The sequence below is a fragment of the Peribacillus sp. TH27 genome (assembly GCF_016650915.1).
Lineage (GTDB): Bacteria > Bacillota > Bacilli > Bacillales > DSM-1321 > Peribacillus > Peribacillus butanolivorans.
Map to the genome: position 1 here is coordinate 957,101 of NZ_JAEKEV010000002.1, position 26,455 is coordinate 983,555.

22 protein-coding genes and 2 pseudogenes are annotated in these 26,455 nt (G+C 36.0%); 3 read left to right on the forward strand and 21 right to left on the reverse strand.

Annotated elements, in window-relative coordinates:
• Window positions 1-88 precede the first annotated feature (88 nt).
• From JFU24_RS05925 to JFU24_RS05940, 4 genes and pseudogenes are all read right to left on the reverse strand, one after another.
• The gene (locus JFU24_RS05925; RefSeq protein WP_201224915.1) at window positions 89-1,486 is read right to left on the reverse strand and encodes a sensor histidine kinase; all 1,398 of its coding nucleotides are present in this window, start codon (window positions 1,484-1,486) and stop codon (window positions 89-91) included.
• On the reverse strand, window positions 1,470-2,117 hold the full coding sequence (locus JFU24_RS05930; RefSeq protein WP_201181125.1) for a response regulator transcription factor: 648 nt from the start codon (window positions 2,115-2,117) through the stop codon (window positions 1,470-1,472). The genes JFU24_RS05925 and JFU24_RS05930 overlap by 17 nt, the downstream gene beginning before the upstream one ends.
• A 103-nt stretch (window positions 2,118-2,220) precedes the next feature.
• Window positions 2,221-3,482: pseudogene (locus JFU24_RS05935) on the reverse strand (glycoside hydrolase family 5 protein).
• Window positions 3,483-3,844: 362 nt separating this feature from the next.
• Window positions 3,845-4,579 carry an SDR family NAD(P)-dependent oxidoreductase gene (locus tag JFU24_RS05940; RefSeq protein ID WP_201181129.1) on the reverse strand — a complete coding sequence of 245 codons (735 nt, stop codon included), beginning with the start codon at window positions 4,577-4,579 and terminating at the stop codon, window positions 3,845-3,847.
• Window positions 4,580-4,832: 253 nt separating this feature from the next.
• On the opposite strand from JFU24_RS05940, the pseudogene JFU24_RS05945 reads away from it, so the two are divergent.
• Window positions 4,833-5,123 (forward strand): annotated as a pseudogene (locus JFU24_RS05945) (hypothetical protein); the annotation flags it as partial.
• A gap of 513 nt (window positions 5,124-5,636) precedes the next feature.
• Here JFU24_RS05945 and JFU24_RS05950 read toward each other — a convergent pair.
• The 9 genes from JFU24_RS05950 to JFU24_RS05990 form a co-directional block, all read right to left on the reverse strand.
• Window positions 5,637-6,188, reverse strand: a complete 552-nt coding sequence (locus tag JFU24_RS05950; RefSeq protein WP_201181130.1) for a GNAT family N-acetyltransferase — start codon at window positions 6,186-6,188, stop codon at window positions 5,637-5,639.
• Window positions 6,189-6,414: 226 nt separating this feature from the next.
• Window positions 6,415-6,720, reverse strand: a complete 306-nt coding sequence (locus JFU24_RS05955) for a DUF3784 domain-containing protein (protein WP_242485288.1) — start codon at window positions 6,718-6,720, stop codon at window positions 6,415-6,417.
• A 143-nt stretch (window positions 6,721-6,863) separates the two neighbouring features.
• Window positions 6,864-7,229: a nuclear transport factor 2 family protein gene (locus JFU24_RS05960; RefSeq protein WP_201249716.1), complete on the reverse strand. Its 366-nt coding sequence runs from the start codon at window positions 7,227-7,229 to the stop codon at window positions 6,864-6,866.
• A gap of 446 nt (window positions 7,230-7,675) precedes the next feature.
• Window positions 7,676-8,119 (reverse strand): hypothetical protein, encoded by a 444-nt coding sequence (locus JFU24_RS05965; RefSeq protein WP_201181137.1) that lies wholly within the window; start codon window positions 8,117-8,119, stop codon window positions 7,676-7,678.
• A gap of 21 nt (window positions 8,120-8,140) precedes the next feature.
• Window positions 8,141-8,965: a DUF3100 domain-containing protein gene (locus JFU24_RS05970; protein WP_056523451.1), complete on the reverse strand. Its 825-nt coding sequence runs from the start codon at window positions 8,963-8,965 to the stop codon at window positions 8,141-8,143.
• Between the two features lie 80 nt (window positions 8,966-9,045).
• The gene (locus tag JFU24_RS05975; protein ID WP_201249717.1) at window positions 9,046-10,266 is read right to left on the reverse strand and encodes a M20 metallopeptidase family protein; all 1,221 of its coding nucleotides are present in this window, start codon (window positions 10,264-10,266) and stop codon (window positions 9,046-9,048) included.
• 1,177 nt (window positions 10,267-11,443) lie between these two features.
• Complete coding sequence (locus tag JFU24_RS05980) at window positions 11,444-12,571, reverse strand: PepSY-associated TM helix domain-containing protein (protein ID WP_201224921.1); 1,128 nt, start codon at window positions 12,569-12,571, stop codon at window positions 11,444-11,446.
• 464 nt (window positions 12,572-13,035) lie between these two features.
• Entirely contained in the window at window positions 13,036-13,227 is a 192-nt protein-coding gene (locus JFU24_RS05985; RefSeq protein WP_056523459.1) for a hypothetical protein, read from the reverse strand.
• 726 nt (window positions 13,228-13,953) lie between these two features.
• Entirely contained in the window at window positions 13,954-14,394 is a 441-nt protein-coding gene (locus JFU24_RS05990; RefSeq protein WP_201249718.1) for an Lrp/AsnC family transcriptional regulator, read from the reverse strand.
• Between the two features lie 139 nt (window positions 14,395-14,533).
• Here JFU24_RS05990 and JFU24_RS05995 point away from each other — a divergent pair, with 139 nt between their 5' ends.
• Window positions 14,534-15,118: a DJ-1/PfpI family protein gene (locus tag JFU24_RS05995; RefSeq protein ID WP_201181141.1), complete on the forward strand. Its 585-nt coding sequence runs from the start codon at window positions 14,534-14,536 to the stop codon at window positions 15,116-15,118.
• A gap of 655 nt (window positions 15,119-15,773) precedes the next feature.
• Complete coding sequence (locus JFU24_RS06000; protein WP_201181142.1) at window positions 15,774-16,427, forward strand: hypothetical protein; 654 nt, start codon at window positions 15,774-15,776, stop codon at window positions 16,425-16,427.
• A 144-nt stretch (window positions 16,428-16,571) separates the two neighbouring features.
• Here the strand turns inward: JFU24_RS06000 and JFU24_RS06005 are convergent, their stop codons facing one another.
• The 8 genes from JFU24_RS06005 to JFU24_RS31005 form a co-directional block, all read right to left on the reverse strand.
• Entirely contained in the window at window positions 16,572-18,194 is a 1,623-nt protein-coding gene (locus tag JFU24_RS06005) for a long-chain-fatty-acid--CoA ligase (RefSeq protein ID WP_201181144.1), read from the reverse strand.
• Window positions 18,195-18,342: 148 nt separating this feature from the next.
• Window positions 18,343-18,747, reverse strand: coding sequence for a PaaI family thioesterase (locus tag JFU24_RS06010; protein ID WP_098174792.1), 405 nt, complete (start codon window positions 18,745-18,747; stop codon window positions 18,343-18,345).
• Window positions 18,748-18,851: 104 nt separating this feature from the next.
• Complete coding sequence (locus tag JFU24_RS06015; RefSeq protein WP_201224923.1) at window positions 18,852-20,036, reverse strand: thiolase family protein; 1,185 nt, start codon at window positions 20,034-20,036, stop codon at window positions 18,852-18,854.
• Window positions 20,037-20,204: 168 nt separating this feature from the next.
• Entirely contained in the window at window positions 20,205-21,353 is a 1,149-nt protein-coding gene (locus JFU24_RS06020) for an acyl-CoA dehydrogenase family protein (protein ID WP_201249719.1), read from the reverse strand.
• Window positions 21,354-21,461: 108 nt separating this feature from the next.
• Complete coding sequence (locus tag JFU24_RS06025; RefSeq protein WP_201224925.1) at window positions 21,462-22,631, reverse strand: thiolase family protein; 1,170 nt, start codon at window positions 22,629-22,631, stop codon at window positions 21,462-21,464.
• A gap of 118 nt (window positions 22,632-22,749) precedes the next feature.
• Window positions 22,750-24,021 carry an MFS transporter gene (locus JFU24_RS06030; RefSeq protein WP_056523475.1) on the reverse strand — a complete coding sequence of 424 codons (1,272 nt, stop codon included), beginning with the start codon at window positions 24,019-24,021 and terminating at the stop codon, window positions 22,750-22,752.
• Between the two features lie 232 nt (window positions 24,022-24,253).
• A complete protein-coding gene (locus JFU24_RS06035; RefSeq protein ID WP_342214670.1) occupies window positions 24,254-25,864 on the reverse strand; it encodes a long-chain-fatty-acid--CoA ligase in 1,611 nt (536 codons plus the stop codon).
• Window positions 25,865-26,335: 471 nt separating this feature from the next.
• Window positions 26,336-26,449, reverse strand: a complete 114-nt coding sequence (locus JFU24_RS31005) for a thiolase family protein (RefSeq protein WP_342214671.1) — start codon at window positions 26,447-26,449, stop codon at window positions 26,336-26,338.
• Window positions 26,450-26,455 lie beyond the last annotated feature (6 nt).

A 26,455-nucleotide genomic window follows, 5' to 3' on the forward strand; every position in this document is an offset into this window, starting at 1 on the left:
CTGCACTCTTCTTTCATTCATTATCATAACTGCCTTATGTCACAGCAATATAACAAACAAAAAAAGCATCCCTAAAAAGGTGATGCTTTCAAGCTAAATTCAAATGAAACCATATACTAAAACTAATATACGAATCCTCTAGCTTCACTTCATACGACAATTCGTTTTCATCTAAAATAGTAGCCACAATAGATAAGCCTAGTCCAGTTCCTGAGAATGTTTTGTTTCTCGATTCTTCTATCACATAGAAAGAATCCCAAATTTGAGTTAAATGCTCTTGCTGTACACGGGTTGTCTTATTTTTGATTGTACATTTTAGTTCGTTATCTCTATCATTCGTTAGTAATATTTCGAAATAGTCTTCTTCGCCGTACTTGATAGCGTTGCTAATCAAATTATGAAATACTATCTCCATTTGACTCATATCTTCTTCAATACTAAAATTCTCAATTGAATCAAGATTGCTCCTTACATGTAAATGATTGTTCTGCAAAGTAATTTTATATTGGGCTATAACTTTTTGAAGAAGCTCTCTTAAATCAAACTTTGATTTGTTCACTTTCATCGCTTGCACTTTAGACAGTTTTATTAAATAATCGACCATTTCAGAGGTATATGTTACTTGTTCCAGAATGACATCCGTATATGTTCCATCATCTAACCCATCTTTTATCCCAATCGTATAGGCTTGTATTAATGATAACGGTGTTTTTACTTCGTGCGATATACTAGATATCAACGTGTTCAAGCTTTGGTTTTTCTTTACTAGCTCAGAATGGGCATTTTTCAAGCGATTACTCATCTCATTAATGCTATAAGACAATTCCTCAATTTCATCACCTGATTTAATCTCGACTTGTTTAAAATTCAGATTGGAAATGTCCTTCGCTACACTCTTTAATTTCTCTAATGGTGTAATAATTTTTTGAGAGAAATATGCGACCAACAATAAACTAATGATAATGCCTAGTAGAATGGAATATAAATTCAATTGATTTACAATTTGTAAAGCATCCGTATTATGCACAACCACTGTTCCTAGCAAGATCAACTGATTCTCCTGCTCATATAATACTGTTAATAAGCTGGACTTCAGTTTCCCTTGATTGAATAACAGTTTGACCGTTTGCCCTTTAGCTACTTTTTGTAAAGTCTCATCTGTAATCCAAAATTTATTCAGTACGATTTTATCCTTAAACAAAGCAAATTGAACATTATCATTGATCTCTTCCGTGCTACCATGATTCTCAACCATAACAATTGTAACGTTATTATTGTTCTCAATGCTTTGTTCTGCTTCTACTAATTCTTCTATACTCAAGTTCTGCACTTCAAAATAAATGGAGGTGAGCCTTTGTTTCATTTTATACAAGTAATAATCAGACGAGAAATAATTATTCAATAAATAAGATATACCGAAGACTAACAACATAATGATGCTTACCATCATTAATAGTTTCTTGCTTATTTTATTCATTTTTATCATAAAAACTATATCCTGTTCCTCTGTGGGTGATAATATGCTCCGCTCCAATTTTGTCACGCAACCTATTGATGTGAGTATCAACCGTCCTTTCTTCGCCGACATAATCCATGCCCCAGACTGACGGTAACAAAACTTCCCTAGACAAAACCTGTCCTTTGTTTTCGTATAAGTATCGCAGTAAATCAAACTCTTTTTTATAAAGAGTCAATTCTTCCCCCTCTCTAAAGACTTTCTGCCTTTGTAAATCTATCTTTAAATTCCTTATTTCGATCAACTTCTCCATGCGTAATATTTTCTTGACTCTAAGAATCAAAATACGGGGATCGAATGGTTTTCTGAGATATTCATCCGCTCCAATATCCAAAGCACTGAATTCATCATCGTTGGAAGACCTCGCTGTTAGCATAACAACCTTTGCCAAACTTGTTTTCTTGATTTCTTGACAAACCTCTATGCCGCTTATCTTCGGCATCATCCAATCCAACACCGCAAGATCGACTTTCTCGGAGAAAAAAAGGTCGAGCGCTTCTTCTCCATCATTGGCGGCAAAAACAGTGAATCCCTCTTTCTCAAAATATGTCTTTAAGATGAATGTCATTTGCTTCTCATCATCGGCAATTAAAATGTTCAAGCCGCTTATCTCCTTTCTCCTCACAAATCCACTTTATTTCATTCAAAACAAAAAGGTGAAAACCATTTTATAGGTTTCACCTACTATTTCATTATGATGCCTATTACTTCTTAAGTTCTTGCTTTAATGTATTCCAAATCTGATTATCTACCTGTATGTCTTCTCGGTTCGGTCTTTTACCATTCTCTAATGCCTCCCAGTATTTCCACTTTGGCGGCTGATCACCTAATTCATAATCCATGCCTTCCCACGTATCTTCACGGAAAGCATAGAAAGCCCAATGCCAGCCATACTCATCAAAAATGGAAATTAAGTCTGATAAATATTGATCCGATCCTTTTACCATCCGATTAATGCCGAATTCTTCTGCAATGATGCGATTAGCCGGTATATTATGTTCTTCCGCCCACTTTTCAATAGGTTCTAAAAATTGTTGCAGTGCTTCTTTATTGAACATTTTTTCTGTCTGTTCTTCACCAACTTTTACTTTGCCAGGGTACTCTGGTCATTTCGTAAGGCTCGTACATATGGAAAGCATATAACACTTTATCGTCTTTCATTGGTTTCAAATATTGAAATGCCCAAGGAGTCGAATACAGACCTGAATTTAATATGATTGGCGTTTCAGAATCTACTGTTCGAATAGATTGCACAATCGTTTCATATAACTTATTTAAATCCGCAGCTGTGTTTTCAACTTTGCTGTACCATGCATGATAGTCCTCTGTCCAAAAATCATTAAACCCTGTAGCCGTTTCAGGATGCGGTTCATTGATAAGATTATAACCAATAATAGCTGGATGATCTTTCAACCTATTCGCAAGGTCCCTCCAAAACTGAGCTGATTGTTCATGGTAACTGAAATCCTGCCAGATGCGATCATCATTTTTATAATCGTTAAACTGTCTCCATCGATTGCCCGGTAGACTCAGCCGTCAGCACAACTTTTGACCCACGCTCGTAAGCCGCATCCAAGTCCGCTTTCAACTTAGTAAAATCCTCTTCAACGATACCTTCATATTGATCGGCATTCCCTATTAAAAAATCCTTATTAGGATTAGCATCAGCCTGATCATTAAATAAAAAGTCTCTATCCTTCGCCCATTTATCCGGAGCTAAACGAATGTATTCAATGTTAAATTCTTTAGCTGCTTCATAATTACCCGGTAAAGATGTGGAATTCATAAAATTTGTTCCTTTTCTCTGCTCATCCCAAAAAGCAATTTTTGTAATTCCTTTTACATCTTTTTCATCTTTCTCTTCCCACGCACTGCACCCTGAAACAAATAGAACGAATATACAAATCAAAAACATCACACTTCTATAAATCTTCTTTGATACTTTTATCTTACTTTCATTCCTCATATGATCACCTCACAACATATTGTAGTAAATCTATGTTACAAGAATGTCACAACAAACCTTGAAAAACTTTATTGTCATTTGAGGATAAGTGCACGGATTAAATACACGAAATTTTCAAATAACTTCATTGTTTTTTAAACAACTTTATTGTTCGGGAACAGTATTGAACCAAGGAATTTGGGAGTTAAGTAAATACAATCCTTTATTTTTTGTCTATGTACACCTGCTGTTCTTAACTAGTCTAATAGTTATCCCATAAATTACGAATATACCCTGGTATTGGCCGCTAAATAATTTCGCTTCTTCTTATAACTTCCTGCAGGTTTAACAAAATTTGCTCGAATGTTTAATAAGGGCTAAAGCTACCTTAAATATCCTCCATTATTAATATCAAATGTTGCACCTGTATAATGCTTGGATTTATCAGATAATAAGAAGACAACAGTATCAGCAACATCTTCAGGCATAACAGGTGTATTGATGAGTCCGTGCTTTAAATACTCCTCTTTTCTCCAATCAGGTATAGATCCCATCATTGGAGTGTTAACCATAGTAGGAGCAACAGCATTAACTCGGATATATGGCGAAAAATTCATTGCACAACTTTTAGTTAATCCTAGTATGCCAGCTTTTGATAACCCATAAACCGCATCTGAACTGCCTTCTATGCCTGAAACTGACGACATATTCACGACCACTCCTTTGCGTTGAGTTTGTAACAATTTCTTCCCAAACATTTGCGAGAAATAAATGAATCCCTTTACATTTATATCTAGGACTTTATCAATTTCATCAACTTGATAGTCCACTATATTTTTTGCCAAATAAATTCCTGCATTATTAACTAAACCATTTACGTTGGAATGTTCTGTTTCAACATATTCAAAAAAATTTGCGACCTCTTCATATTTACTTACATCTAACTGATATGTATGTAAAACATTTCGGTCATCCATTGACCGTTTTAAATCATATAGAGATTCTTCATTAATATCACACGCTATTACTGAAGCACCTTCATATAAGCATTGCTTGACAATTTCTTTTCCGATTCCAGAAGCCGCACCTGTTACTATTATTTTTCTATTTTTAAGCACTTACAAAACTCCTTGCATTATTATTTTATTAATAATTTTATCATAAGCGTCCTCATTAACCCTCTTAAACTAATTCTGCCCCTATAGTTCAAGAAGTTCAACCAATTGGGTGCAAATAATCATTTTAGAGAGTCTACCTTATTGGACAAAATCGCTTCACGAACATTAGTTCTGTATAATAATTAAACATATAGGAAAAAAAGGAGGCTTCCAACTTAGGTGAAGTTTTACAATTGATTTATTTCAAACCAAAGACGGAACAGAACTAGTTAAAGGACTTTATCATATCCAAAATGTAAACAATTATCACAGCCGATTAAAAGGTTGGATGCAACGATTAAATGGCGTGGCTACAAAATACCTCGACAATTATTTGAGTTGGTTTCATTTTTTAGATGTTGTTAAACATCGTAGAGATAACGAAACAGTGAGTAAAATGATTGTTGAAAGTTCTTTATTTCCGAGCAGTTTAACCTATAATAGTATAAGAATGTCGTTATTTATCGAAAAAAATAAAAATTTGTTGCTAAATTTGAGGTTTTGAAATGGAAAATTTATTTCACTACATTTATTCTTGTGTTGGTATTTTAGTCGGTCTATATATTTTTATTACACGAAAAGAATCCAGAAAATCACTATTAATGCTTTTGTTGTCCATTATTGCGTTTTATTATAGTGCATACATTTTTTATTTTGTAACTTACCCTTTCAATTTAATTGGCATATCATTAATACTCGTGCTTTGGGTTGTTATTCTTCAACTTGGTAAAAAATTCAATTCAGGAAAAGAGCAAGTATTCTGGTATGTTTGCATATTGTATGTGGCAATATATCATTTTTTACATTATATTTTCGACCCACTTGCTGAAAAAAATATATGGTATGGTGGAATATTTTTCATATATACGAATGTTGGATTAACTTCACTTGCAGTATATTATTTTATCTGGGTCTATAAGAAGAAGTAGTTGAATACGTTACACATTTTAGGAGACCTTCAATTACGAAGGTCTTTGTTTAAAAATAAAAACAACATGACTCATTAACATAGCCTATTTTAAATAAGAGTGAGATCTTCTTTTATGATTGAGTACATATATAAATCATCGAATTTACCACATGTAAATTCATAATGTCTCAGCAAGCCCTCTCTTCTAAAGCCTTGCTTTTCTACTAGTTTTTGTGATGGGAGATTAGCAGGTTCAATTAGAGCCTCAATTCTTTCTAACTGAAAGTGGCGATAACCATACTTAACAACGGCTTCCAATGCTTCACTAGCTATCCCTTTTCCCCAGTAATCTTTGCTTAATTCATATCCAACTTCAGCTCGATAATGTTTGGTAAGCATATTAAGAAAACCACAACTTCCTATTACCTTACCAGAATTTTTTAGTGTAATTCCCCATCTAATTCCTGTACCTTCTTCGTATATAGATTTGTACCACCTAATTTCATCCCATACGTCCTCTACTGTTTGGCAAGGTACTAACCCCATAGGTTTCACAACATCTTTATCGGATAGATATTTAAACATATCTTTAGCATCCTCTATTATTACTTCTCGTAAGATTAATCTTCTTGTTTCAATTATAGGAAATTCTCTTTCCATTGAATTTCCCTCCTCTCAAGTTTTAATAGAGCAAATCGTAAAAAAAACAATGAAACTATTATCTATTCTTTAACTGGTTCAATCATTACTTAATTAAACCATTAATCAACGTTCTTTAACTGCAAGAACACAAAATATTGTTTTAATGCCAACTTGTCTCTTAAGTTCCATAAAAAAGGAGCTGCCAAACAGCTCCTGGTAAGGACGTAAATCACCATTAGTTGAATTAATGAAGTAATCTTCTATTGATAAATACGTACACAATTGTTAATAAAACCAACATAGCAATTATAAGAACCTTTACTTCATAAGGATAGTCAATAAAACTATTGATGACTACTAACAATCCTAAGGGTAGAAAAAAAACTCCACCTATTATTGTGCCTAACAAAGACTTGTTTTTAATCATTTTTTCATTAAATCCAGCTAAAAACCATGTTTGTTTTTTCACAGCTACTAAGTACGACACAAGTAAAAGAGCTATACCAATAATCCGTAATCCGTAATCCGCCCTCAGACCTCCCAAGGACAACTTTATTTCTTATTACTTTTTATATGAATTAAAAAGGGGGAAGTTTCCATTAATTCAGCTTTCCTGCCCGTTTATTTTGCATTAGAAATAGAGTGATCCTCACAGCTCTTTTTTGAACAATTGCGCCGTTTAGTTGAATAAGATTAAAGGGGTGATTTTGTTTTTGTACCTTGATGAAAAAACATTTGCCATCTACCATTTCTATATTTCCAGATTGAACTTCGTAATGCATGTTCCATTTTTATTTCATTATAAATTCGATAGGTAGTTAACACTGTATCCTCAGACAATTGATGTATTTCAAAATTACTTAATGTCATTGTTCCAACGCCAATCCCCTCGTCTCCAAAGCAATCCCTTTTATACCATACGTTACCTGAACTTCCGAACTCAAAAAAATCATCTTTCAACAATTTTGAAAGTTCTTCAGGAGATGTACGGATTTCAGGTTTTAACAAAGTCTCCTCCAATTGACACAAATGTTCTTTTAACGAAGATTTACTCTCCATTTTCCCAGTCCCCTTTTTAATTTCTGCAGTTGATTCTTTGCTTTTATTTTGTAGAGGGTTTTTTCTTTAATAATATGAAATATTCTTAGGAAAATACATAACTAAACAGTCGCAAACCTCTGTCTACATTGATGTTTAAAAGATTATATTGCGAATGATATTCTGCTATTCATATATCACATCCATTGGGAATTAGATACCAAACGCAGGAAGCTAATACATCAGTTCTTGTTGGAGAAATTATTACTTCCTTTGCATAAAAAATACCCGATTCCATCACATTAGAATCGGGCATTTTATTAAAGTTAAGGTAAAACTGTGCTGCTCTTTTGACATCTCATACAGCGAAGACACCTTCAATATACGTTAAAAAGTCGCCATAAACTCTTTCGATTTTTCGTTTCCTTGGTTTTAAGTCAAATACGGATCAGCACAATCACGAATACTTAATGAAATTTACCAGTTAATCTAAAACCAATTTCTGCAACAAGAGTTGACAGTAAAAATGTTCCTGTATATACAACTAGTGAAATAACAACTATACGCCATCCTAATTTTTTAAACTCTTTCAAATCTTTCCCGAAAGATAGGCCGGCATACGCCAAAATAGGTGTTGCCAAGGCCATAAAATTAACTTGTTCCGTTACTTTTATGATTGATGCGTTTCCTGGAAAAATCGGCGTTGTAATCAATAATGCTATCATTGAAACCCAAACAACAATTGGTAGTTTAATAGGGATGATTTTTGCGAAAAAGAACCCTAATATCGTAACAGCAACAATGATCATCATACCTGGTAATGCGTCAATAGGTGAAACATTATATCCAACCCAATTTCCCATAATGGCTATTATTCCAATAATAATAAAAGTCAATATTTTATCTTTCATATAAAATCTCCCCTTTATGTCCTATGCTCCAATATTTTTCATTTGATCTTTTTTTGACTTTCGCCCTAAAATAGGTTCAAATTTGTTGTATAAATAGTTTGTAAAAGGAAGAGAAAAGAATACACAAATATACGTTCCTAAAATTGTTGTAATTAAGTTAGCAGCACCAGCAAAAACTGCGATATCCTTTGCGGATTCTGGGAATATAACGGCTAATGCTCCAGACATGGCAGCCATCATACTACCTGAACCTACACCGGCACCCATGGCTAGTGAAATTGGGTGAAACCAACCAGTTTGAGCCAAAAAACTTGCTAACACTGACAGATATAAAGCCCCAAACAAAGTACCACAAACATATACTCCAAGTGCTCCCCGTCCTTCTGGTGAATCAGAGCCATATTTTTCAGCAATAATAGCTAAGTTAGGTTCTCTATCAATTGAAAAAGTAGCACCGACTGCTTCTCTTTTCATTCCAAGAAGTAAAGCAATTGGTAAACCTAATAGGATTGTCCCTGCAAAGTGCCCCACTTCTTGTAATCCTAAAGAAATCCCCGCATCAAATATCTTCGGCAATGATGGCCCCATTAACATTCCCAATTTGGCTACAAAAAGCATGAATGAAATTCCTAAAATATTGGCGGCTACATTCATTTCTTTCATTTTTAAAATTTTTAAAGAAGGTAAACTAATAACCGCTCCGATAATTAATGCATACAACATTGGAAATAATGCAATAGCTCCAATCCCGATGTTAAACGTTTTTACGCCGATAAATTCTGTAACACAGACTAATATCAAAACAAATAAATGAATTTTCCAATTACGCAGAGAATTTTCTTGCACTTTTTTTACACTCCTTTTCTACAAATAGTGCTGATTCTAAAAGGGAAAAGCAACACTATTATTGCTTATTATTTTTTAACTTATTGAATTTTTTCAGTAGTATTTAATGCTAGTCCAACGATAAGAGAAATCCCTTGGATCATCGCTTTTTCATCTGGTAAAAATACGTCACTATGTAGCTTCATAGGATCCTCTGGATTTTCTCCTACTCCTAAGAATACAAATGTACCCGGAACTTTTTCTAGATAGAAAGCAAAATCTTCACTTGCCATACTTGGTTTACTCAACCACTGCACTGAGTTTTCTCCAAATAATTCAGTAGCAATAGAAGCAGTATGTTCATTAAATTTTGGATCATTCATTGTAACAGGATACCCCACTGTAAAGTTATAGTTTATTTCAACTTCTAATTTTAGAGCGGAAGCTACTCCCTCGATAATTCGTTGAATACTTTCAGCAACTTCCTTACGAGTGTTCGCATTAAGTGTTCGTACAGTTCCTTTAAAACTAGCTTTTTCAGGAATGATATTATAGCCATCTCCCGCTTCGATTGTTCCGATTGTAATAACAACAGAATCTACTGGATCTGTTTCTCTGCTAACAATTGTTTGTAGAGCTGTTACAACATGAGCAGCGCCCACAATAGCATCTACTCCTTGATGAGGTGCTGCCCCGTGACCTTGTTTACCTTTTAAAATAACATCAAAAGAATCCATACTTGCCATAATCGCACCATTTCTAAAACCGTATATTCCAGTTTCTAACTCAGGCCAAACATGAAAAGCAAAAGCATGGTCAACGGGAGGGTTATTTAATACACCTTCCTCAACCATCATTATTCCACCGCCCTTCATCTCTTCAGCAGGTTGAAAAATGAATTTTATCGTACCCGAAATATTATGCTTATTTTGAGATAAAATATTAGCGGCAGATAGTAACATTGCAGTATGCATATCATGTCCGCAAGCATGCATAACCCCAGGATTTTTAGATATGTAGCTTACATCTGTTTTCTCCTGAATAGGTAAAGCATCAATATCCGCTCGTAAAGCAAGCACAGGACCCTCTTTCTCTCCACGAAGAATACCAACAACACCTGTCTTAGCTACTCCCGTTGTCACTTCAATTCCAAGCCCTTTTAAATAATTCGCAATAATTTCAGCCGTTTTATGCTCTTCAAATCCAAGCTCAGGATTTTCATGGATCATTCTTCTTAATCTCACAGCTTCTTCAAATATTCCAGATGTTTGCTCTACTATTTCAGCTGGCTTTAATGAATTTGAAAGATTTTTGATACTCATCATCATCATCCCCTAAAGAAAAATATATACAAAATATTCTTACTATAATAATAATATTTTAGTTAGATAAACTTTCATTATTATAAAAAAATGATTTATCTAAAAAAACCCTATAATTCGATAACTCTTAATAGATATTGCTATACTACCATTTCAAATATTAACTGTAAATATTGAAAATACAATAAATTCATTATTCGCAATAATTGAGTGTTCAAAAAGGAGAACAAAAAGAGTTAGATGTTCGGGAGCGACAATTTTTAGGACCGGATCTTATGGAGTTAATAAGTGAGGAGCGGACTTGAACAAGACAAGGAAAGCTAAAAGAGTTAGCTTTTTTGAGGACGTGTACGACTTTAGAAGAAGGTCATAAAAAGGCTGGTGTAAAAACTACTTCCTAGAAACTTTGAGAGTCAGTTTTCTGACGTTAGCCATCCCTCTTATCTGTAATAAAGTACCATATTGGTTTATTAGTTGGCTAAAACTGAACGATTTTCAAAGTGCATTGCCCAAGTATAAGCATTGGACAATAGTCTTCCAGCGATAACAACTAAAGATAGTGTTAAGAATTAAAACTAGAATTCGAACACACCTCGATCCTCATATCAAAAGAAAAAAACTTTCGTGCTGAAACAAAAGCTATTCTACATGATCAATTTCAACAGCAAGCAGATGCTTAAGCAACCAACGATATCACTGATAAAGTAGATCTAACTTAATTAGCTAACTCCAAATTACAAATGAATAGCACCCTTTGATGTTTAATGCCGGGAAATATCCTCTTTTTTGGCTGTTTTACATACTCCTTGAGTCAATTACGACATCTTCTAAGGATCACTTTTTTCTTAACCTACCCTTTTAGTTCTAAAAAAAGCAAAAATAGAAAGCTAGTTTACATAAACACTCTTAAACGAACAAAATACGAAAAAGCCCTTTTTTCTTCAAATAAGGGCTTTTCCTGTAAAAATGTACCTTTACAAACGACTTTACTATAAAAGGCATGATCTAAAATTGAAAAGAATCCAATCAAACTGTTCACAAACCTATCATCCATCAATCTTTTTTTAATTAAGCGACATCTTTGAACTCTCCCGTTTTGAGTAAATAATTTTTCTTACAATTTACTTGACAGGGATATAAGCGATAAGATAACAAGGGCTTTCAAATCGCCGTGAGTTTATGCTACGGCTCTCGAGTCGATTTTCTGTTTCCGTTTGTTCTTGTTCTTTTTCTTATACCACCACATATAGACACCAGTGAACATCAGTATAGATGGAGTAAGACCACCGATAGCATACAAAATTTTAGTAAATAAGCCACCAAAACTACCGGTATGTAATGGAAGGTGCCATGTTTGATACATAAGCCCACTATTAACACGTGGATCTAGCTTGCCCACTACTTTCCCGCTATACTGATCTAACCATACTTTTACATTTCCATTCCCTGGATCGAATGAACCGCTGAGACGAAATTCCACTGCGCCTTCTGGAGTTCCTCTTTCCACCTTATCAGGCATTCTAACTTGCATAAGTGTTCCCTGAGGTACTGCTTTTTCAGCCCTACTTATCAATTCATCAAGTGGAAGCTTTCCAGTGGGAAGGTCTTTTGAGATAAGCTGCTCTTCTGGAGGCATGACCTTTGCTTTTGCACCAAACCAACCAAAAATCATTTCATCATACACAAAAAGTGCTCCTGTTAACGAAACAACCAATAAAAACGGAATGGAAACTCCACCAATGACTTTATGTAGATCATATTGCCGTACATAAGGGTTAGCATTACGTCTTAAAATAAACCCACGTGCCCATTTTTTAATCCCCGGCCACCATAAATATAATCCTGATAATGTAATAAAAAGGAAAATAATTCCAATCGTACCGATGATTTTCTCACCATTGAAATCTTTTAACAGCAGCTGTTCGTGAAACTCCGCTATTAGATTAAATAATGCTTTATCCCCTAATGTTCCGTTTATGTATCCTGTTCCTGGATCGACAAATATGTTTTTTTGTTCTTCTCCTTCTTTAAGGCGGAATAGGTAAACTCCTCGAGCGTTAGGTTCACTTGGAGTGTATACACGGTCAATTTGACCTTTTGGATGTGATTCTGATACAACCTGCAAGGCTTGCTGGTACGTAACTTTTTTTCCTTCTGTTACCTTATACAAATTAGGATGCAGCATGCTGTTTAGTTCAGGTTCAAAGACAAGCAAACTTCCTGTTAAGCCAATCAGTACTATAAAAACTCCTGCTAGCATACTAAGCCATAAATGAATTTTTGCGATGATTCTACGTGTTTTCATAGAAATGCCTTCTTTCCAAAAGTAGTATGAAATTATGAATGATAATCAATAATATAAAGAGAATGATTATCATTGTCAATAACAACTTGTAAAAGTCTTCACAACCCTTATTTGATAATCTTTAGAGAACCTAACTATAATAAAAAGAGATGCCCCAAAAGTTATACTTTTGGAACATCCACTTTTAGAAAATGTGTTCAAAAACGTGTAATTTTCCCTAGAAACGTTCGTGGTGGTAAAACCAGCTGTATTCCCCAATGGCTTTCACGAGATCTTCTTCTGTTTGATATGAAGAAAAATGCGCTGTCTCTGTTTTGAGATGCGAAAAGCAAGATTCGATACAAGCATTATCAAGGCAAATCCGCCTTTTCCTGATTTCACTCTGACTGTACTATACATTAATGTTCAAAAATAAAATTAACTCCTAGCATAATACATGCTAGGAGTTAAAATTTTATACTTTATTAATAAGCCTTATCATGTGAATATTCAAGTGAGATACCTCTTTTTAAGGCTGATTGTTCAATCAATCTAATTTCATGATACATAGCATTAGATAAGATTCCTTTTTCTATGTTCTTATTTATTTCATAAAAGAATCCGGCCAATAAATCTAAAGGTAGTCTATCGTAAAGAGAACTTTTTTCTTCCTCCATAAAGCACCTCCTAATTCAACTATACAAAAAATCAGCATCAATTGAAAGCGTTTTCTTTTTTTATAAAAGACAACTACGTTTTAGAAAGGAAACTAAAATGAAAGAATAATCTACCAACATACCAATACGAATTTCAAAAAACAGGTTATACTCTCCATCTGAGTAAAATGCGGGAGGTATAGCCGCTATGTCAGATATATAATGAAGAAGCAGATATGTTTAAAAGTTTGGCGGAACGTGCCATGCAAGAATTAACGGCAATTCCCCTTATTCAGAAACCACCTGCCTAACTTGTAATGGAGGAAGCGCATATAACTCTTTTTTCCTTTTATCGCATTAAAAAATAACTAACCGATGCGATTATTATATTGGGTAGCCCAATCAATACCTCTTTAGTTGAAGATTTACGCTTACGAAGTATTAGGATTCTTTACTTGTTCGGAAAATAATTATTACCATTCGATTTTTCAAATAATATTCCACCACCCTTTATAGGCTTACTTTCAAATATTAGTCCTCAAAATCCTAGGTATAATGAGAAACTATCTTAATGGTTCCTTCACATGAAATCTCCATTAGAATATAGATACATTTTGAATAAGTGACCTTTTATTTGTCCCTTCCAATGCTTGTTCTTTAATTAAACTTGTTTGAATAATCGTCTGTCCATATTAAAAATAATTGCTTTGTTCAATATATTCTTTACTCATGACAACATAGCTCAAACTATTGTTCTTCCGCTAAAAAAGGATCAATTATCTTTTTTTTATGGGAAGATAACACAATGTTTGTTGAAGGTGTACCATATTGCATTGACGCATCGATAAATTGTTCTAAACTCTCGACAGAATGTGTTGCTATTTTGATAATATAGCTAATTTCTCCTGCTACTCGATAACACTCAAGTACATCCGGATGGTTATGACAAAAGTTCGCTAATGCTTTACATTCCTTCGACTCGAACAATATAATAGCACACATTGGTCGATTCATTTTTTTCAATGCGACATGTGCATGATAACCTTCAATAATTTGCTGCTCTTCTAGCTTTCGAACACGCTCTGTAACTGCCGGAGAAGATAAATGAACGACTTCTGCTAATTCCTTCATAGAAATTTTGGCATTTAATTGCAATTCCCTCACTATTTTTTTATCTACTTGATCCATATTTCCCCTCACCTTTTTTTATTAAATAGAATAAACTAAATTCTTTATTATTTAAATGAAAATAAACGAATATCCTTTTTGAACTTATGTAATATAACTCTGTATGCTCATATAATAAAGACATCGGAGGAGATATAGGATGAAAAAAATATTATTGTTATTAGCTGATGGCTTTGAAGCTGTGGAGGCTAGCGTATTTACAGATGTGCTTGGTTGGAATAAATGGGAAGGGGACGGTTCGACTGAGGTTGTGACAGTCGGTCTTAGGGACAAGTTAACTTGCACATGGAATTTCACCGTCGTACCCGAAAAAACAGTTGATGACATTCAATTAGATGATTTCGATGCACTGGCTATTCCTGGTGGATTTGAAGAGGCCGGCTTTTATGAAGACGCATTCAATGAGTCATTTTTAAATGTTATCCGGCATTTTCACGCTGGACAAAAACCTATTGCTAGCATTTGTGTTGCATCGTTAGCACTTGGTAAAAGTGGCATTCTCATTGATAGAAAAGCTACAACCTACGATCATCCAACGAGCAAAAGAAAAGAGCAGTTAAAGCATTTCTGCACAAACATACAAAATGAGAGAATTGTTCTTGACGACAATATTATTACATCTTCAAATCCAGGTACCGCTTTTGATGTGGCATTTCTATTGCTGGAAATGCTGACGTCTAAAGAAAATGCACATCATGTGAAAGACCTCATGGGATTTACCTAAACAAAAGTACAAAGTAGAAAGAGATTATTTTACCCAAATTCAATTTACTTTATTTTAACCTTATTGATCAAACGGGTGCGTTATTTCCATAGGAAAAAAGATACCAAAGCAACTCCCTTATTGAAGTAAAGCACCCGTTACTTTAAGAAAAAAACTCTTTATTATTACTATGTAATTCTCTCATTATCTATCTCACATTAGCGTTACTGTTTTATTTTTAAAAAAATAAATGAATTGATTATGCTCAATCCTAAAATTATAAGAAACAAGTAGAAGGATGTAGCGTCTCCTGCTAAACTCAATTCATCAGATTAAAAAGGAAAATACATCCAACCCTTACATAGACAACCCTCCTTAATTATTCTGTGACTTTTTCACTATCCAAATTTTAACACATAATATAAACTCATATTAAACTAACCTGTCACTTTCAGGTGCTTAATCCCACCATTGGCGAAAAAATGATATATTATAGTTTGTTACATCAAGGGTTTAAGACAAGGAGGGATGAGATATCCATAAAAGATGGGTCATATCAACAATTGCAGGATTTATACTTATTTTAGTAAGCGTATTAACCTTCTATTATTTTGACAACCAAAATAAATCGGAAAAACGGAAAAATATAGAAGCTAAGGAAGTCAATATTCCTGAGGTGCAGGAATATGGTGGGACCCATCTCGATAAAGTTGGCGATAAGGTCCATCAAAAAAATTGGGGAACTTTCACTTTACTAGAATCAAAGTCAATAAATGAGTCGTTTGAATTAGCACCTATGGTCATCACAATCAAGGATATCCGCAGGATTCAATTATCTTCCCTCGAAGAAGAGGCAAAAGAAGAGCTCAAGTCCTATACGGGATTAAGTTTTGAAGAAGCTTATTCAATATACTATAAAGAAAATTTAAGCATGGAGGAAATCGATCAACAGGTTGCGTGGTCTAAAACGGATATAGGCGAAGAGGTTTCTTATCTTGAAATAACGTATTCTGTGAAAAATAAAGACTCCAAAGAGCTCCAATTTTTCAGCATGGAAAATGTTACATTTAATAATGAACTTACATATAATGTGCCGTCTAAAAATTTCATCCACTCCGGGGATACTTTAATTGGGACAAAAAAAGTCAGTCGCTCAGATTACCAACCAGGGGAAACAAGAAAAGGCATAATTAGTTTATTAATTGATTCAGAAGAAAACATTGATGAGCTCACTTCCTTTTCATTTACTACAGATGATATAGCAGATGGTGTTTCTCATGAATTATTAGTTAAGGGGACTTCGTTTACGATTTCTCTAAAAGGAAAATAGATTGGTAGAAAAACGATAGAAAACCCTAAAAAAGGTTAACCTTTTTTAAATTCCCCTTATTTAGGGTACTTTCTTGATGTTTATATGAATAGTAAGCTCTGAATCACTTATTACAGACCCAAAGTTTTTTAATAACAAGTACGCTTACCTTTCACCTTTAGTTATTGTAGTTTGCTTCTCCATTTCTTCTTCCAATAATATTCGCCGCAATATTTTCCCTACGGTAGATTTCGGCAATTGTTCCCTGAACTCAAATCTACGCGGCACCTTATATCTGGCCAAACGTTTATAGCAGAAATCCATGATTTCCTGCTCCGTTACACACATCCCTTTCTTTAGAACAATAGCCGCTTTGACTGTTTCCCCTCGATATTTATCTGGTACTCCAAAAACACATGCTTCCTCTACGCTCGGGTGCTGATAGATGATATCTTCCACTTCAATTGGGTAAATATTGTAGCCGCTAGCAATTATCATATCCTTCTTTCTGCCTACAATATAGAAATATCCTTCTTCATCCATCCTCGCGATGTCTCCAGTATATAACCAACCGTCCCGCAAAGCCGTTGCAGTTTCCTCAAGATTTTTCCAATAACCCTTCGTCACCTGCGGGCCTTTAATGATCAGTTCACCAACCTGACCAGTTGGCAATTCATGTATCCCTGTTTCGATATCCACAATTTTAGCATCGGTATTAGGATACGGGATTCCAATACTTCCTGGCTTTCTTTGACCTATCACAGGATTCCGATGAGTGGTAGGTGAAGTTTCCGACATACCGAATCCTTCAGATATCGAAATACCCAATTTTTCTTCAAATTGATTAATGACTTCTATCGGGAGAGGAGCTGAACCGCAGCTACAGTATTTAAAGCAACTTAAATCGTCAGCAGTCAAATCTGGATGATTTAGTAAAGCGATATACATAGTCGGAACGCCTGGGAAAATGGTTGGCCGGTGTTTCCGAATTAAATCTACCACCTTGTTTAATTCAAACTTTTCTAAAGTGATATAAGTCGATCCTGCATAAACAGAACTATTCAAACGGCCATTACCAAAAACATGAAATAATGGTGTCAATCCAAGCATACGCTCACCAGGTCTTTTGAGTTGAAGGGCATTTGCCGTAAATGTAAAGTCTTGATGGACATTGGAGATTAAGTTAAAATGTGTGAGCATGACCCCTTTAGACTTCCCTGTTGTTCCTCCAGAATATTGAAGAACAGCTAGATCTTCTTTAGGATTAATATCCATTTCAGGAAGATCCTTATTTCCTGCCGCGCTCCAAGAATAAAGGCTGTTTTCCAACATATTATTAGCTGAAATAATCATAAACTCGTCAGTCAAACCGATTTGCTCTAACTTTTTCTTTTGTTTATCATGCCCAATAAACCATGTGGCTTCGGAATCCCGTAAAATATAATCTAATTCATTTGGCTGATACAAGGGATTTACCTGAACAACCACACCACCCAAACGATGAATTGCATAATAGGCGATAATATATTCTAGACAATTTGGTAGCATGAGTGCTATACGATTGTTCTTTTGAAACCCTCTATTGTATAAATCCGCAGCAAAACGATCTGATGCATTCTTCAATTCCAAATAAGTTAGTTCCTTCTCACCATCTATAACTGCTTTATTAGTTGGGTATTGTTGAGCCGAATTTTCTAATAAATCGTATAATGACAATAATGGGATCTCGATTTCTAAAGGAGTCTCTTTCGGATAAAATTCATGCCAAGTTCTAATCAATTCCCTCACTCCTATTACTTTTTCTACAAATAAAAGTAGAACTCTGCAAATTATGTAAGAACCAATCCATTCTTTGGCTCTTCTTTATTAAACCTTTATTAGTGATTCTTGACTATCACTTTAACCTGAATTTCGTTGACAATTGGACAACCCATTTTCATTTATCACGAATTAGTTTAAATACCCCAGTGCCTTTTGCAATAATATTGCCTTTGGAATCTTTAATTTCTCCCTCTGTAAAGGCAATTTTGTACCCTTGTTGAAGGACTTTTGCTTCCGCAAATAATTCTCCTGATGACATACTGGCTAGATAATGGACGGTTAAGCTTGTCGTCACAACTTTAGATTTAGTCACAGTACGAGTCACCATTCCAAGAATAGTATCCAGCATGGTAGCATGAATACCTCCGTGCAGTGTTCCATTTACATTGAGTAAATGTTCTTCGATATTAAGCTTTAAAAGAACATTCCCTTCTTCAAATCGAACGATTTCAAACCCTATATGTGAAAAGAATGAACTACTTTCGAATAGGTTGCGAATATCCTCCACTTTAACAGGCAAAATGTCACTTCTCCTCTCTAGTTCCCTTGCTATTACATCCTTCTAACTTATGTACCGAAAGGAGAAAAAACATAATGAGTTTCTACTCCTTTAATGGACATTCTTTAAATCGTTTCGATCAAAATGGCCATTCCTTGGCCGCCGCCTACACAAAGGGTAGCAATTCCATATCTTTCTTGCCTGCGAATCATTTCATGTATTAATGTTGTCACGATACGGGCACCCGTTGATCCAACTGGATGTCCGAGTGCTATAGCGCCTCCATTAACATTGACCTTGTTTTCATCAAGGCCTAACTCCCGAATCACTGCCAATGCCTGTGAGGCAAACGCTTCATTTAATTCGAAAAGGCCAATTTCTTCTACTTTTTTCCCGGTGCGTTCCAATAGTTTCCCAACGGCTGGCACCGGACCGATTCCCATCACTTCAGGAGAAACCCCCGCAGTCGCCCAGTCTACAATCTTTGCAATTGGTTTTAATTCTAACCGTGTAGCCTCACTCGCCTTCATTAATACCAATGCCGAAGCTCCGTCATTTCGACCACATGCATTTCCAGCGGTAACCGTTCCATTTTCTTTGAATGCCGGCTTTAAGTTTGCAAGTTTTTCCCTAGTGGTGTCAGGGCGAGGATATTCATCTTTTTCAATTGTAATCGTACTCTTCCTATCAATAACCTGGACAGGAACTATCTCATCCTTAAACTTTCCTTCATCCATCGCTTTAGCCGCTCTTCGTTGGCTTCCAACCGAAAAAGCATCTTGTTCTTCCCTAGAGACCTTGTATCGTATTGCGACATTTTCAGCTGTGATCCCCATTCCTAAGTTTTCTCCGTAAATTTCTTGAGGTTGCTGTCCAGCTTCAGTATTTGAATCTACAAGTTTAGTCCGGTCTCCACCAAAACGAGCACTTCTTAAATAAATTGGTGAACGGCTCATATTTTCCGTGCCGCCTGCAACGACTATATTAGCTTGACCAGACCTTATTTGCTGTGCAGCTGAAGTGATGGCCTGCATTCCTGATGCACATAATCGATTCACTGTAAAAGCGGGTGCAGAATCAGGGATTCCTGAACGAAGTGCTGCCACTCTCGCGACATTGGACGATTCGGTCGTTTGTCTAACCTCTCCCAAGATAACTTCATCGACCTGTTCAGCCTCTATATTTGCCCGTTTGATCGCTTCTTTGATGGCAATACTCGCCAAATGACCCGAACTAATTTCTTTAAACGCACCTCCGTATCGTCCAATTGGTGTTCGGACAGCGCTCACGATTACAATATCTTCTCCCATTTCATTCTCCCCCTTGAAATTTTAATGTGCATATGTACAGGTTTATCTGCCACTACGCATCATCCGTATTTCTCATTGGCTTCAGTAATATACTTTTACCGTTTTAGCAGAACCCCTAACTCCTTACTCTTTAATGCTTAAGTCCATGGTTTCCGAGACAGAAGACGCTTAGTACACTTCCAATATATTCCTAGCGATAATTAAACGTTGAATTTCATTTGTTCCTTCATAAATCTTCGTAATGCGGGCATCCCGATAAAAACGCTCAACTGGATATTCCGCCATATACCCCATACCCCCGTGAATTTGAACAGCCTTATCCGCTACTCGATTAAAAACGTCAGAAGCAAATAGTTTTGCCATTGATGCTTCCTTAATCACCTTTTTCCCTTCATCAATCTTTTGCGCCGCCATCATCGTTAACGCTCTTGCCGCTTCTGTTTCCGTTGCCATGTCTGCAAGCATCCATTGAATTGCCTGGTTGTCTGCAATTGGTTTGCCGAATTGAATACGCTCTTTCGCATATTTAGCAGATAATTCAATTAATTTACCGCATGATCCAACCGCTCTTGCTGCCAGACCGACACGCCCTTCACCTAAGATTTTAAGTGCTGACATATACCCCATTCCAACTTCACCAATTACGTTTTCTTCAGGAATAATACAATCTTCGAAAATAACTTGGGATGTATACGATCCTCTTAATCCCATTTTCTTGTCTTTTTTACCGACAGTTAAGCCAGGAAAATCTCTTTCTATTAAAAATGCAGTAATTCCGCCTTTTGCACCCTTTTCTTTATCGGTTAAGGCAAATACCGTATAGACATCAGCAATCGGCCCATTAGTGATGAAATGCTTCGTTCCGTTCATAACCCAATAATCTCCCTTTTTCACTGCGCTTGTTGCCAAATTTGTTGCATCCGATCCTGCTCCGGGTTCAGATAGAGCAAAGGCGGCAATTTTGTTACCAGCTGCCATTTCAGGCAAATATTTATTTTTCAAATGTTCGGATGCAAGCTTAACTAGACCTGTGCTTCCAATCCCGGTGTGAGCACTAATTAATGAAACAAAACCATTATGTGTTCTTCCTAACTGCTCTAAAACGGTAGCCTTTTCTACCGCATTTAAGCCAATTCCACCGTATTGTTCAGGAATGCTTATCCCGAATAAACCGAGTTCTTTGGATTTTTCAACTAAATGCTGCGGGATGGCATCTTCTTCTTCAATTTGTTGTATGTAAGGCTCTACTTCCTTTTCAACAAAATTACGAATCATATTCTTCATTTGCAGCATTTCTTTATTTAAAGTAATCGTCATAATTCATGCTCCTCCTTAGGTTTGCTCACTTAACTGACTACTAAGATTAAGATCGAAACAATCACATTTTATACGAATTTTTCCTGGATAGTGATAAGCAAAAAATCATCAATCACTTTCAATAATCGTAGCAATTCCCTGCCCACCTCCAATGCAAGCTGTAATAAGAGCATATCTTCCGCCAGATCGCTTCAATTCATAGGCCGCTTTCGTAATTAGGATTGCACCTGTAGCACCAAGTGGATGTCCGTGAGCGATGGCCCCGCCATTCACATTCACTTTTGCAGGATTCATATCAAGCTCCCGGTTACAAGCAATCACTTGAGCTGCAAAGGCCTCATTAATTTCAATAATGTCCATATCATTTAACGAAAGTCCTGACTTTTCCATTACCTTTCTTATAGCGGGAACAGGTCCGATTCCCATAATGTTTGGATCTACACCTGCAACAGCATGTGCTCTAATTGTTGCTAACGGCTTAGTCCCCAATTTTTCTGCTTTCTCCCTCGACATTATGACCAGGGCAGATGCGGCATCATTTAACCCTGAACTATTGCCAGCTGTCACGGATCCACCTTCTAAAAACGCTGGAGATAATTTTGCTAGCCCTTCTTTAGTTATATGAGGTCGTGGATGTTCATCAAATTTGAATTCGATAGGCTCTCCCTTTCTAACTGGAATGCTCACTGGAACAATTTGCTCATTAAAACGGCCCTCTTCCATTGCTCTGGCCATTTTTTTCTGGCTTTGGAAAGCGAATTCATCTTGTTCTTCTCTGCTGACCTCATATTTTTCAGCTAAGTTTTCAGCGGTTATTCCCATTGGCGGATCACCGATATCTTTTGGAGACAACTGTGATTTTCTGAACTTCGGGGGCATTGAACTATATATTCTTTCTGGACGATCCATCAAGTAAGGCGCCCTGCTCATACTTTCAACTCCACCTGCGATATAAACTTCTCCATCACCAGCCCAGATTGCCTGAGCAGCTAGATTGACAGCATTAATTCCTGATCCGCACTGACGGTCAATAGTCAGGCCCGGCAGCTGAATAGAAAAGCCTGTTTGCAGCGCGGTTAACCTGGCGATGTTTCCACCGCCGCTTAAAACATTCCCCAAAATAACATCATCGACCATTTCAGGATTTACATTCGCTCGTATTAAAGCTTCTTTTATCACCTCAGCACCAAATACGTGGGCGGGAACTGACGCTAGTTCGCCTCCTTGTTTCCCAATTGCTGTTCGTACTGCTGAAACAATGACCGCATCTCTATTCATTTCTCCATCCGCTCCTTTTTCTTTGTAATTCAACCCTTTTCATATCAAGGCTATCAAGAAAATAACCTGTCATTTATTTTCATTAGTATCATTTTATAATCAGCTATTGAGACCAAGCTTATGAGGATTTAAGATTATAGTCTTTCTGTTCATCTTTATTCCCTTTTGATTTAGACGGTTTTACAAATATGGCAAATAGTATGCCAAAAGCCAAAACAAGTATGGCCATGAACAAAATAGATAAGTTATAGCCTAATATTTTATTTCCTCCAGCTAAACCTATGATATATCCGGTTAAAAGAGGAGCAATAATCCCTGCTATGTTACCTGATGAAGTTAAAATACTTGTCATCAATCCACCGCGTTCACGCATCTCATTTATCATAATCGTTGGGCCTATTGGTAATATGGCATATGTAAGGCCCTTTGCTAAACACATCGCAAGAATCACCCAAATTGGATTTTGAAAAACCATGATTGATGAAAAAAATATTGCACCCAAGATCATTGCACCAGCTACAACGAATACTCTTGATGACCGCCAATTTTGATTTTTCTTAAATAAATAATCAGACAGCATAGAAACACCCATATAAATACAAACGGAAACGACTCCGATTATTGCCACACTCGATCCCATCTGACCGGGTGTCATCTTAACGGCTTCCACTAAATAAATAGGCAGCCACACTGAGAACCAAACAACAAGAATATAGGTTGAAAAGTAAGCGAGGGTAGTAAATAAAGCAGTAGGTGACGCTAGAAGCACCAGAAAATCTTTCACTTTAATTTTCTCTAGTTTTTCTTTCTTTTTCTTCTGTACATTTTCATAAACTTCAACAGGATTTTCCTTTGTTAAAAATTGAAATAGGAAGAACCAAACAAGACTTGCTACACCAAGAGCGGCAAAGGCAACCTTCCATCCGAAAATGGTAATTAAAGAAACGAGGATTGGTGCAACAATCATTGCCCCAACAGTTCCCCCGCCAACCACTACCGAATTAGCAAACCCTTTTAGTTTGGGAGGAAACCACTTATCCGCATGACTGTAAGCAACTGGGCTATACGGCCCTTCAAATGCACCTAGTAAAATTCTGTAGAGAATCAGAAACGGCAACGCTGCAATGGCCAAAACCCCGAATTGCAAAACCGTCCATGTCAGCATGATGAATCCAAGTACTTTTTTTGCCCCAAGCCGATCCGCCCACGCTGCCCCGAAAATACCTGTTACTGGATATAACCAATAATAACTACTTCCGACAAGTCCCCACTCAGCATAAGAAAGATCAAATTCTTTCATGATAGGTACAGCTGCAAGTCCGATGATTGATTTATCAGCAAAGTTAATAACGGCACCAAAGAATAATAGAATGAGAACAACCCAACGCATTTGAATTCCTCTTTTCTTTTTGTGTGTTCACACACTTCGAATTTAATCTAATAATTGATTCTTTAATTAATACTAAACAAACTACTTTCATCATCTGTTCACCCAATGACAACTTCTTCTTGCCCCTATCTTTCTGAATGAATACCTTATAAAATGACTTTAAATCGTGGGAGTATACAAAATATGCATGTTGGATCCCGTTCTGCTACTCTTTCAAACTATGCATTCTTCCTTAATCACTTTTCTCCTCCTTTTCAAGTTCTTCTTTAATAAGCAATCTTTTTAAAAGTTTTCCGACTGTGTTCCGCGGCAGTTCTGTTCTAATTTCAAATTCTTTTGGCACCTTGTAGGGGGTCAACTGGGAATAGCAATATCCTTCTATTTCATCAAGATCAATGGAGGCGTTTTCTTTCGGTACAATAAATGCTTTTACTACCTCACCTATTTCTTTATGAGGTATACCCACCACAGCAGCCTCTTTAATAGTCGGATGTTCATATAGCACTCCTTCCACCTCTTGGGGATAAATATTAAACCCGCTAACAATAATCATTTCTTTTTTTCTCCCGACAATGTAGAAATAACCCTCTTCATCCATCACTGCGAGATCACCAGTGTATAGCCAATCATTTTGTAATGCCTTTTTTGTTTCAGATTCATTATTCCAGTAACCCTTCATAATTTGTGGGCCTTTTATAAGCAATTCTCCAACACCTGTGTTTGGAACTTCATTATTATCATCATCAATAATCAAACAGTCTGTGCCTGGAAAGGGAATGCCAATGCTTCCTATTTTCCTTTTCCCAAAGGGTGGATTACGGTGAGTGGATGGAGAAGCTTCTGATAAACCAAAGCCTTCACCAATTTTGGCACCGGTCAGCACCTCAAATCGCTTCATTACCTCAACTGGAAGTGGAGCTGATCCGCAAGAACAATTTCTTAAACAATCCAGTCCATAGTTTTCGATTTCCGGGTGATTGACAAAAGCGTTATACATCTTTGGAACTCCTGGAAAAAAAGTAGGACGATACTTTTTAATGTTATCAAGTACATTTTGGACCTCGAATTTAGGAAATAATAGAATAGAGGCTCCAATATAGATACCTAGATTCATTGCACTTGTCATTGCATAAACATGATATAGAGGTGTCGATGCCAAGACGATTTCTTCACCTGGTATCATTGAATCCCCATACATTTCAAAGCTCTGTACAACGTTGGAGGTCAAGTTATAATGAGTAAGCATAACCCCCTTCATCTTCCCAGTGGTACCACCGGTGTATTGAATAACAGCAGTATCTTCATAGGGATTTATACATTCAGGCTTTTTAATTGCTTCTCCAAATTCAATCATTGAACGAAGAGAATGAGAGTCATTTTGTTCGTCATCTGTATTAATGCAAGCTACAAAGTCATATATCCCTTTCGTTTCTTCAACTGTCTTCGCAGCAGTTTGATCAAACACAATATATTTAGCATTTGAGTCTATTAAAATTTGCAATAGTTCTCTCGGTTTATACATTGGATTCAGCTGTACAACAATAAGCCCAAGCGCCTGAGCAGCGTAATAACTGACAATAAAATAAGGATGATTGGCCATCATCAGACCAATTCGTTCTCCTTTCACGAAACCCAACTCTTTCCATTTCCCTGCAAGTTTGTCTACCTGCAATTTCAGATTTTTATAGTCTATTAAATTGTCTTCAAAAATAATGGCTGTATGATCAGGAAACCTTTTGGCTGTTTTATCAAGTAGTGTATAGACGGATATTTCCGGTAGCTGTAAGAACTTCATTCTTTCTTCATACCATTGCTTCCATGGCTGAGTTACTGTTTTTCGCACCATTTATCCCTCCTCTTAGTAACAAATCTTCATATTTTTCCATTTTCGATTTATACTTATTTATCAATGCAACTTGCATGCCAAGACATATATAGGTGTAAACAGCTTGATTTTACGAAATGAGTCAATTCATTAATGAATTTTATTCTCTTAAAAAGCCTTACTTTTAAGGATTCATGTTAAAACCAATAATTCATTTTTGAATTTTTAATAGAGTTAAGAATAATTCTTAATAGATAAGGATGGGATTTTTCGGAGATGGGATTTTCAATCTTCTAGAAAGCATACAATTCTATAGCAAGCACTGATTATACCTGTAATTGCTTTTGAATAATGAATGAGGCAATATAGAAGTCTTATTCTGAGGCTGAACCTGAAATTGGTATAGTGATACTTACTCAACTACCGCCGACATTTAGAATAATCACAAAACAAAGCAATGGAACGATTTGTGAATTGAAATCTCTAGAATCAATCACCAGTATTTGCCTGCCTTTGGCTTTCCAATGCAAATGCATCTTGAGCTTTACGGGAAATATGATATGTTTCTGCTACGTTTTCTGCTGTCCTTCTATTAAAATACATTTTCTG

Excerpts from the sequence above, each read along its gene's own strand:
- JFU24_RS05925 (WP_201224915.1), bottom strand. The coding sequence starts at position 1,486 with ATGATAAAAATGAATAAAATAAGCAAGAAACTATTAATGATGGTAAGC.
- JFU24_RS05950 (WP_201181130.1), bottom strand. The coding sequence starts at position 6,188 with ATGGAAAGAGAATTTCCTATAATTGAAACAAGAAGATTAATCTTACGA.
- JFU24_RS05960 (WP_201249716.1), bottom strand. The coding sequence starts at position 7,229 with ATGGAGAGTAAATCTTCGTTAAAAGAACATTTGTGTCAATTGGAGGAG.
- JFU24_RS05965 (WP_201181137.1), bottom strand. The coding sequence starts at position 8,119 with ATGAAAGATAAAATATTGACTTTTATTATTATTGGAATAATAGCCATT.
- JFU24_RS05975 (WP_201249717.1), bottom strand. The coding sequence starts at position 10,266 with ATGAGTATCAAAAATCTTTCAAATTCATTAAAGCCAGCTGAAATAGTA.
- JFU24_RS05980 (WP_201224921.1), bottom strand. The coding sequence starts at position 12,571 with ATGAAAACACGTAGAATCATCGCAAAAATTCATTTATGGCTTAGTATG.
- JFU24_RS05985 (WP_056523459.1), bottom strand. The coding sequence starts at position 13,227 with ATGGAGGAAGAAAAAAGTTCTCTTTACGATAGACTACCTTTAGATTTA.
- JFU24_RS05990 (WP_201249718.1), bottom strand. The coding sequence starts at position 14,394 with ATGGATCAAGTAGATAAAAAAATAGTGAGGGAATTGCAATTAAATGCC.
- JFU24_RS05995 (WP_201181141.1), top strand. The coding sequence starts at position 14,534 with ATGAAAAAAATATTATTGTTATTAGCTGATGGCTTTGAAGCTGTGGAG.
- JFU24_RS06015 (WP_201224923.1), bottom strand. The coding sequence starts at position 20,036 with ATGGGAGAAGATATTGTAATCGTGAGCGCTGTCCGAACACCAATTGGA.
- JFU24_RS06020 (WP_201249719.1), bottom strand. The coding sequence starts at position 21,353 with ATGACGATTACTTTAAATAAAGAAATGCTGCAAATGAAGAATATGATT.
- JFU24_RS06025 (WP_201224925.1), bottom strand. The coding sequence starts at position 22,631 with ATGAATAGAGATGCGGTCATTGTTTCAGCAGTACGAACAGCAATTGGG.
- JFU24_RS06030 (WP_056523475.1), bottom strand. The coding sequence starts at position 24,021 with ATGCGTTGGGTTGTTCTCATTCTATTATTCTTTGGTGCCGTTATTAAC.
- JFU24_RS31005 (WP_342214671.1), bottom strand. The coding sequence starts at position 26,449 with ATGTATTTTAATAGAAGGACAGCAGAAAACGTAGCAGAAACATATCAT.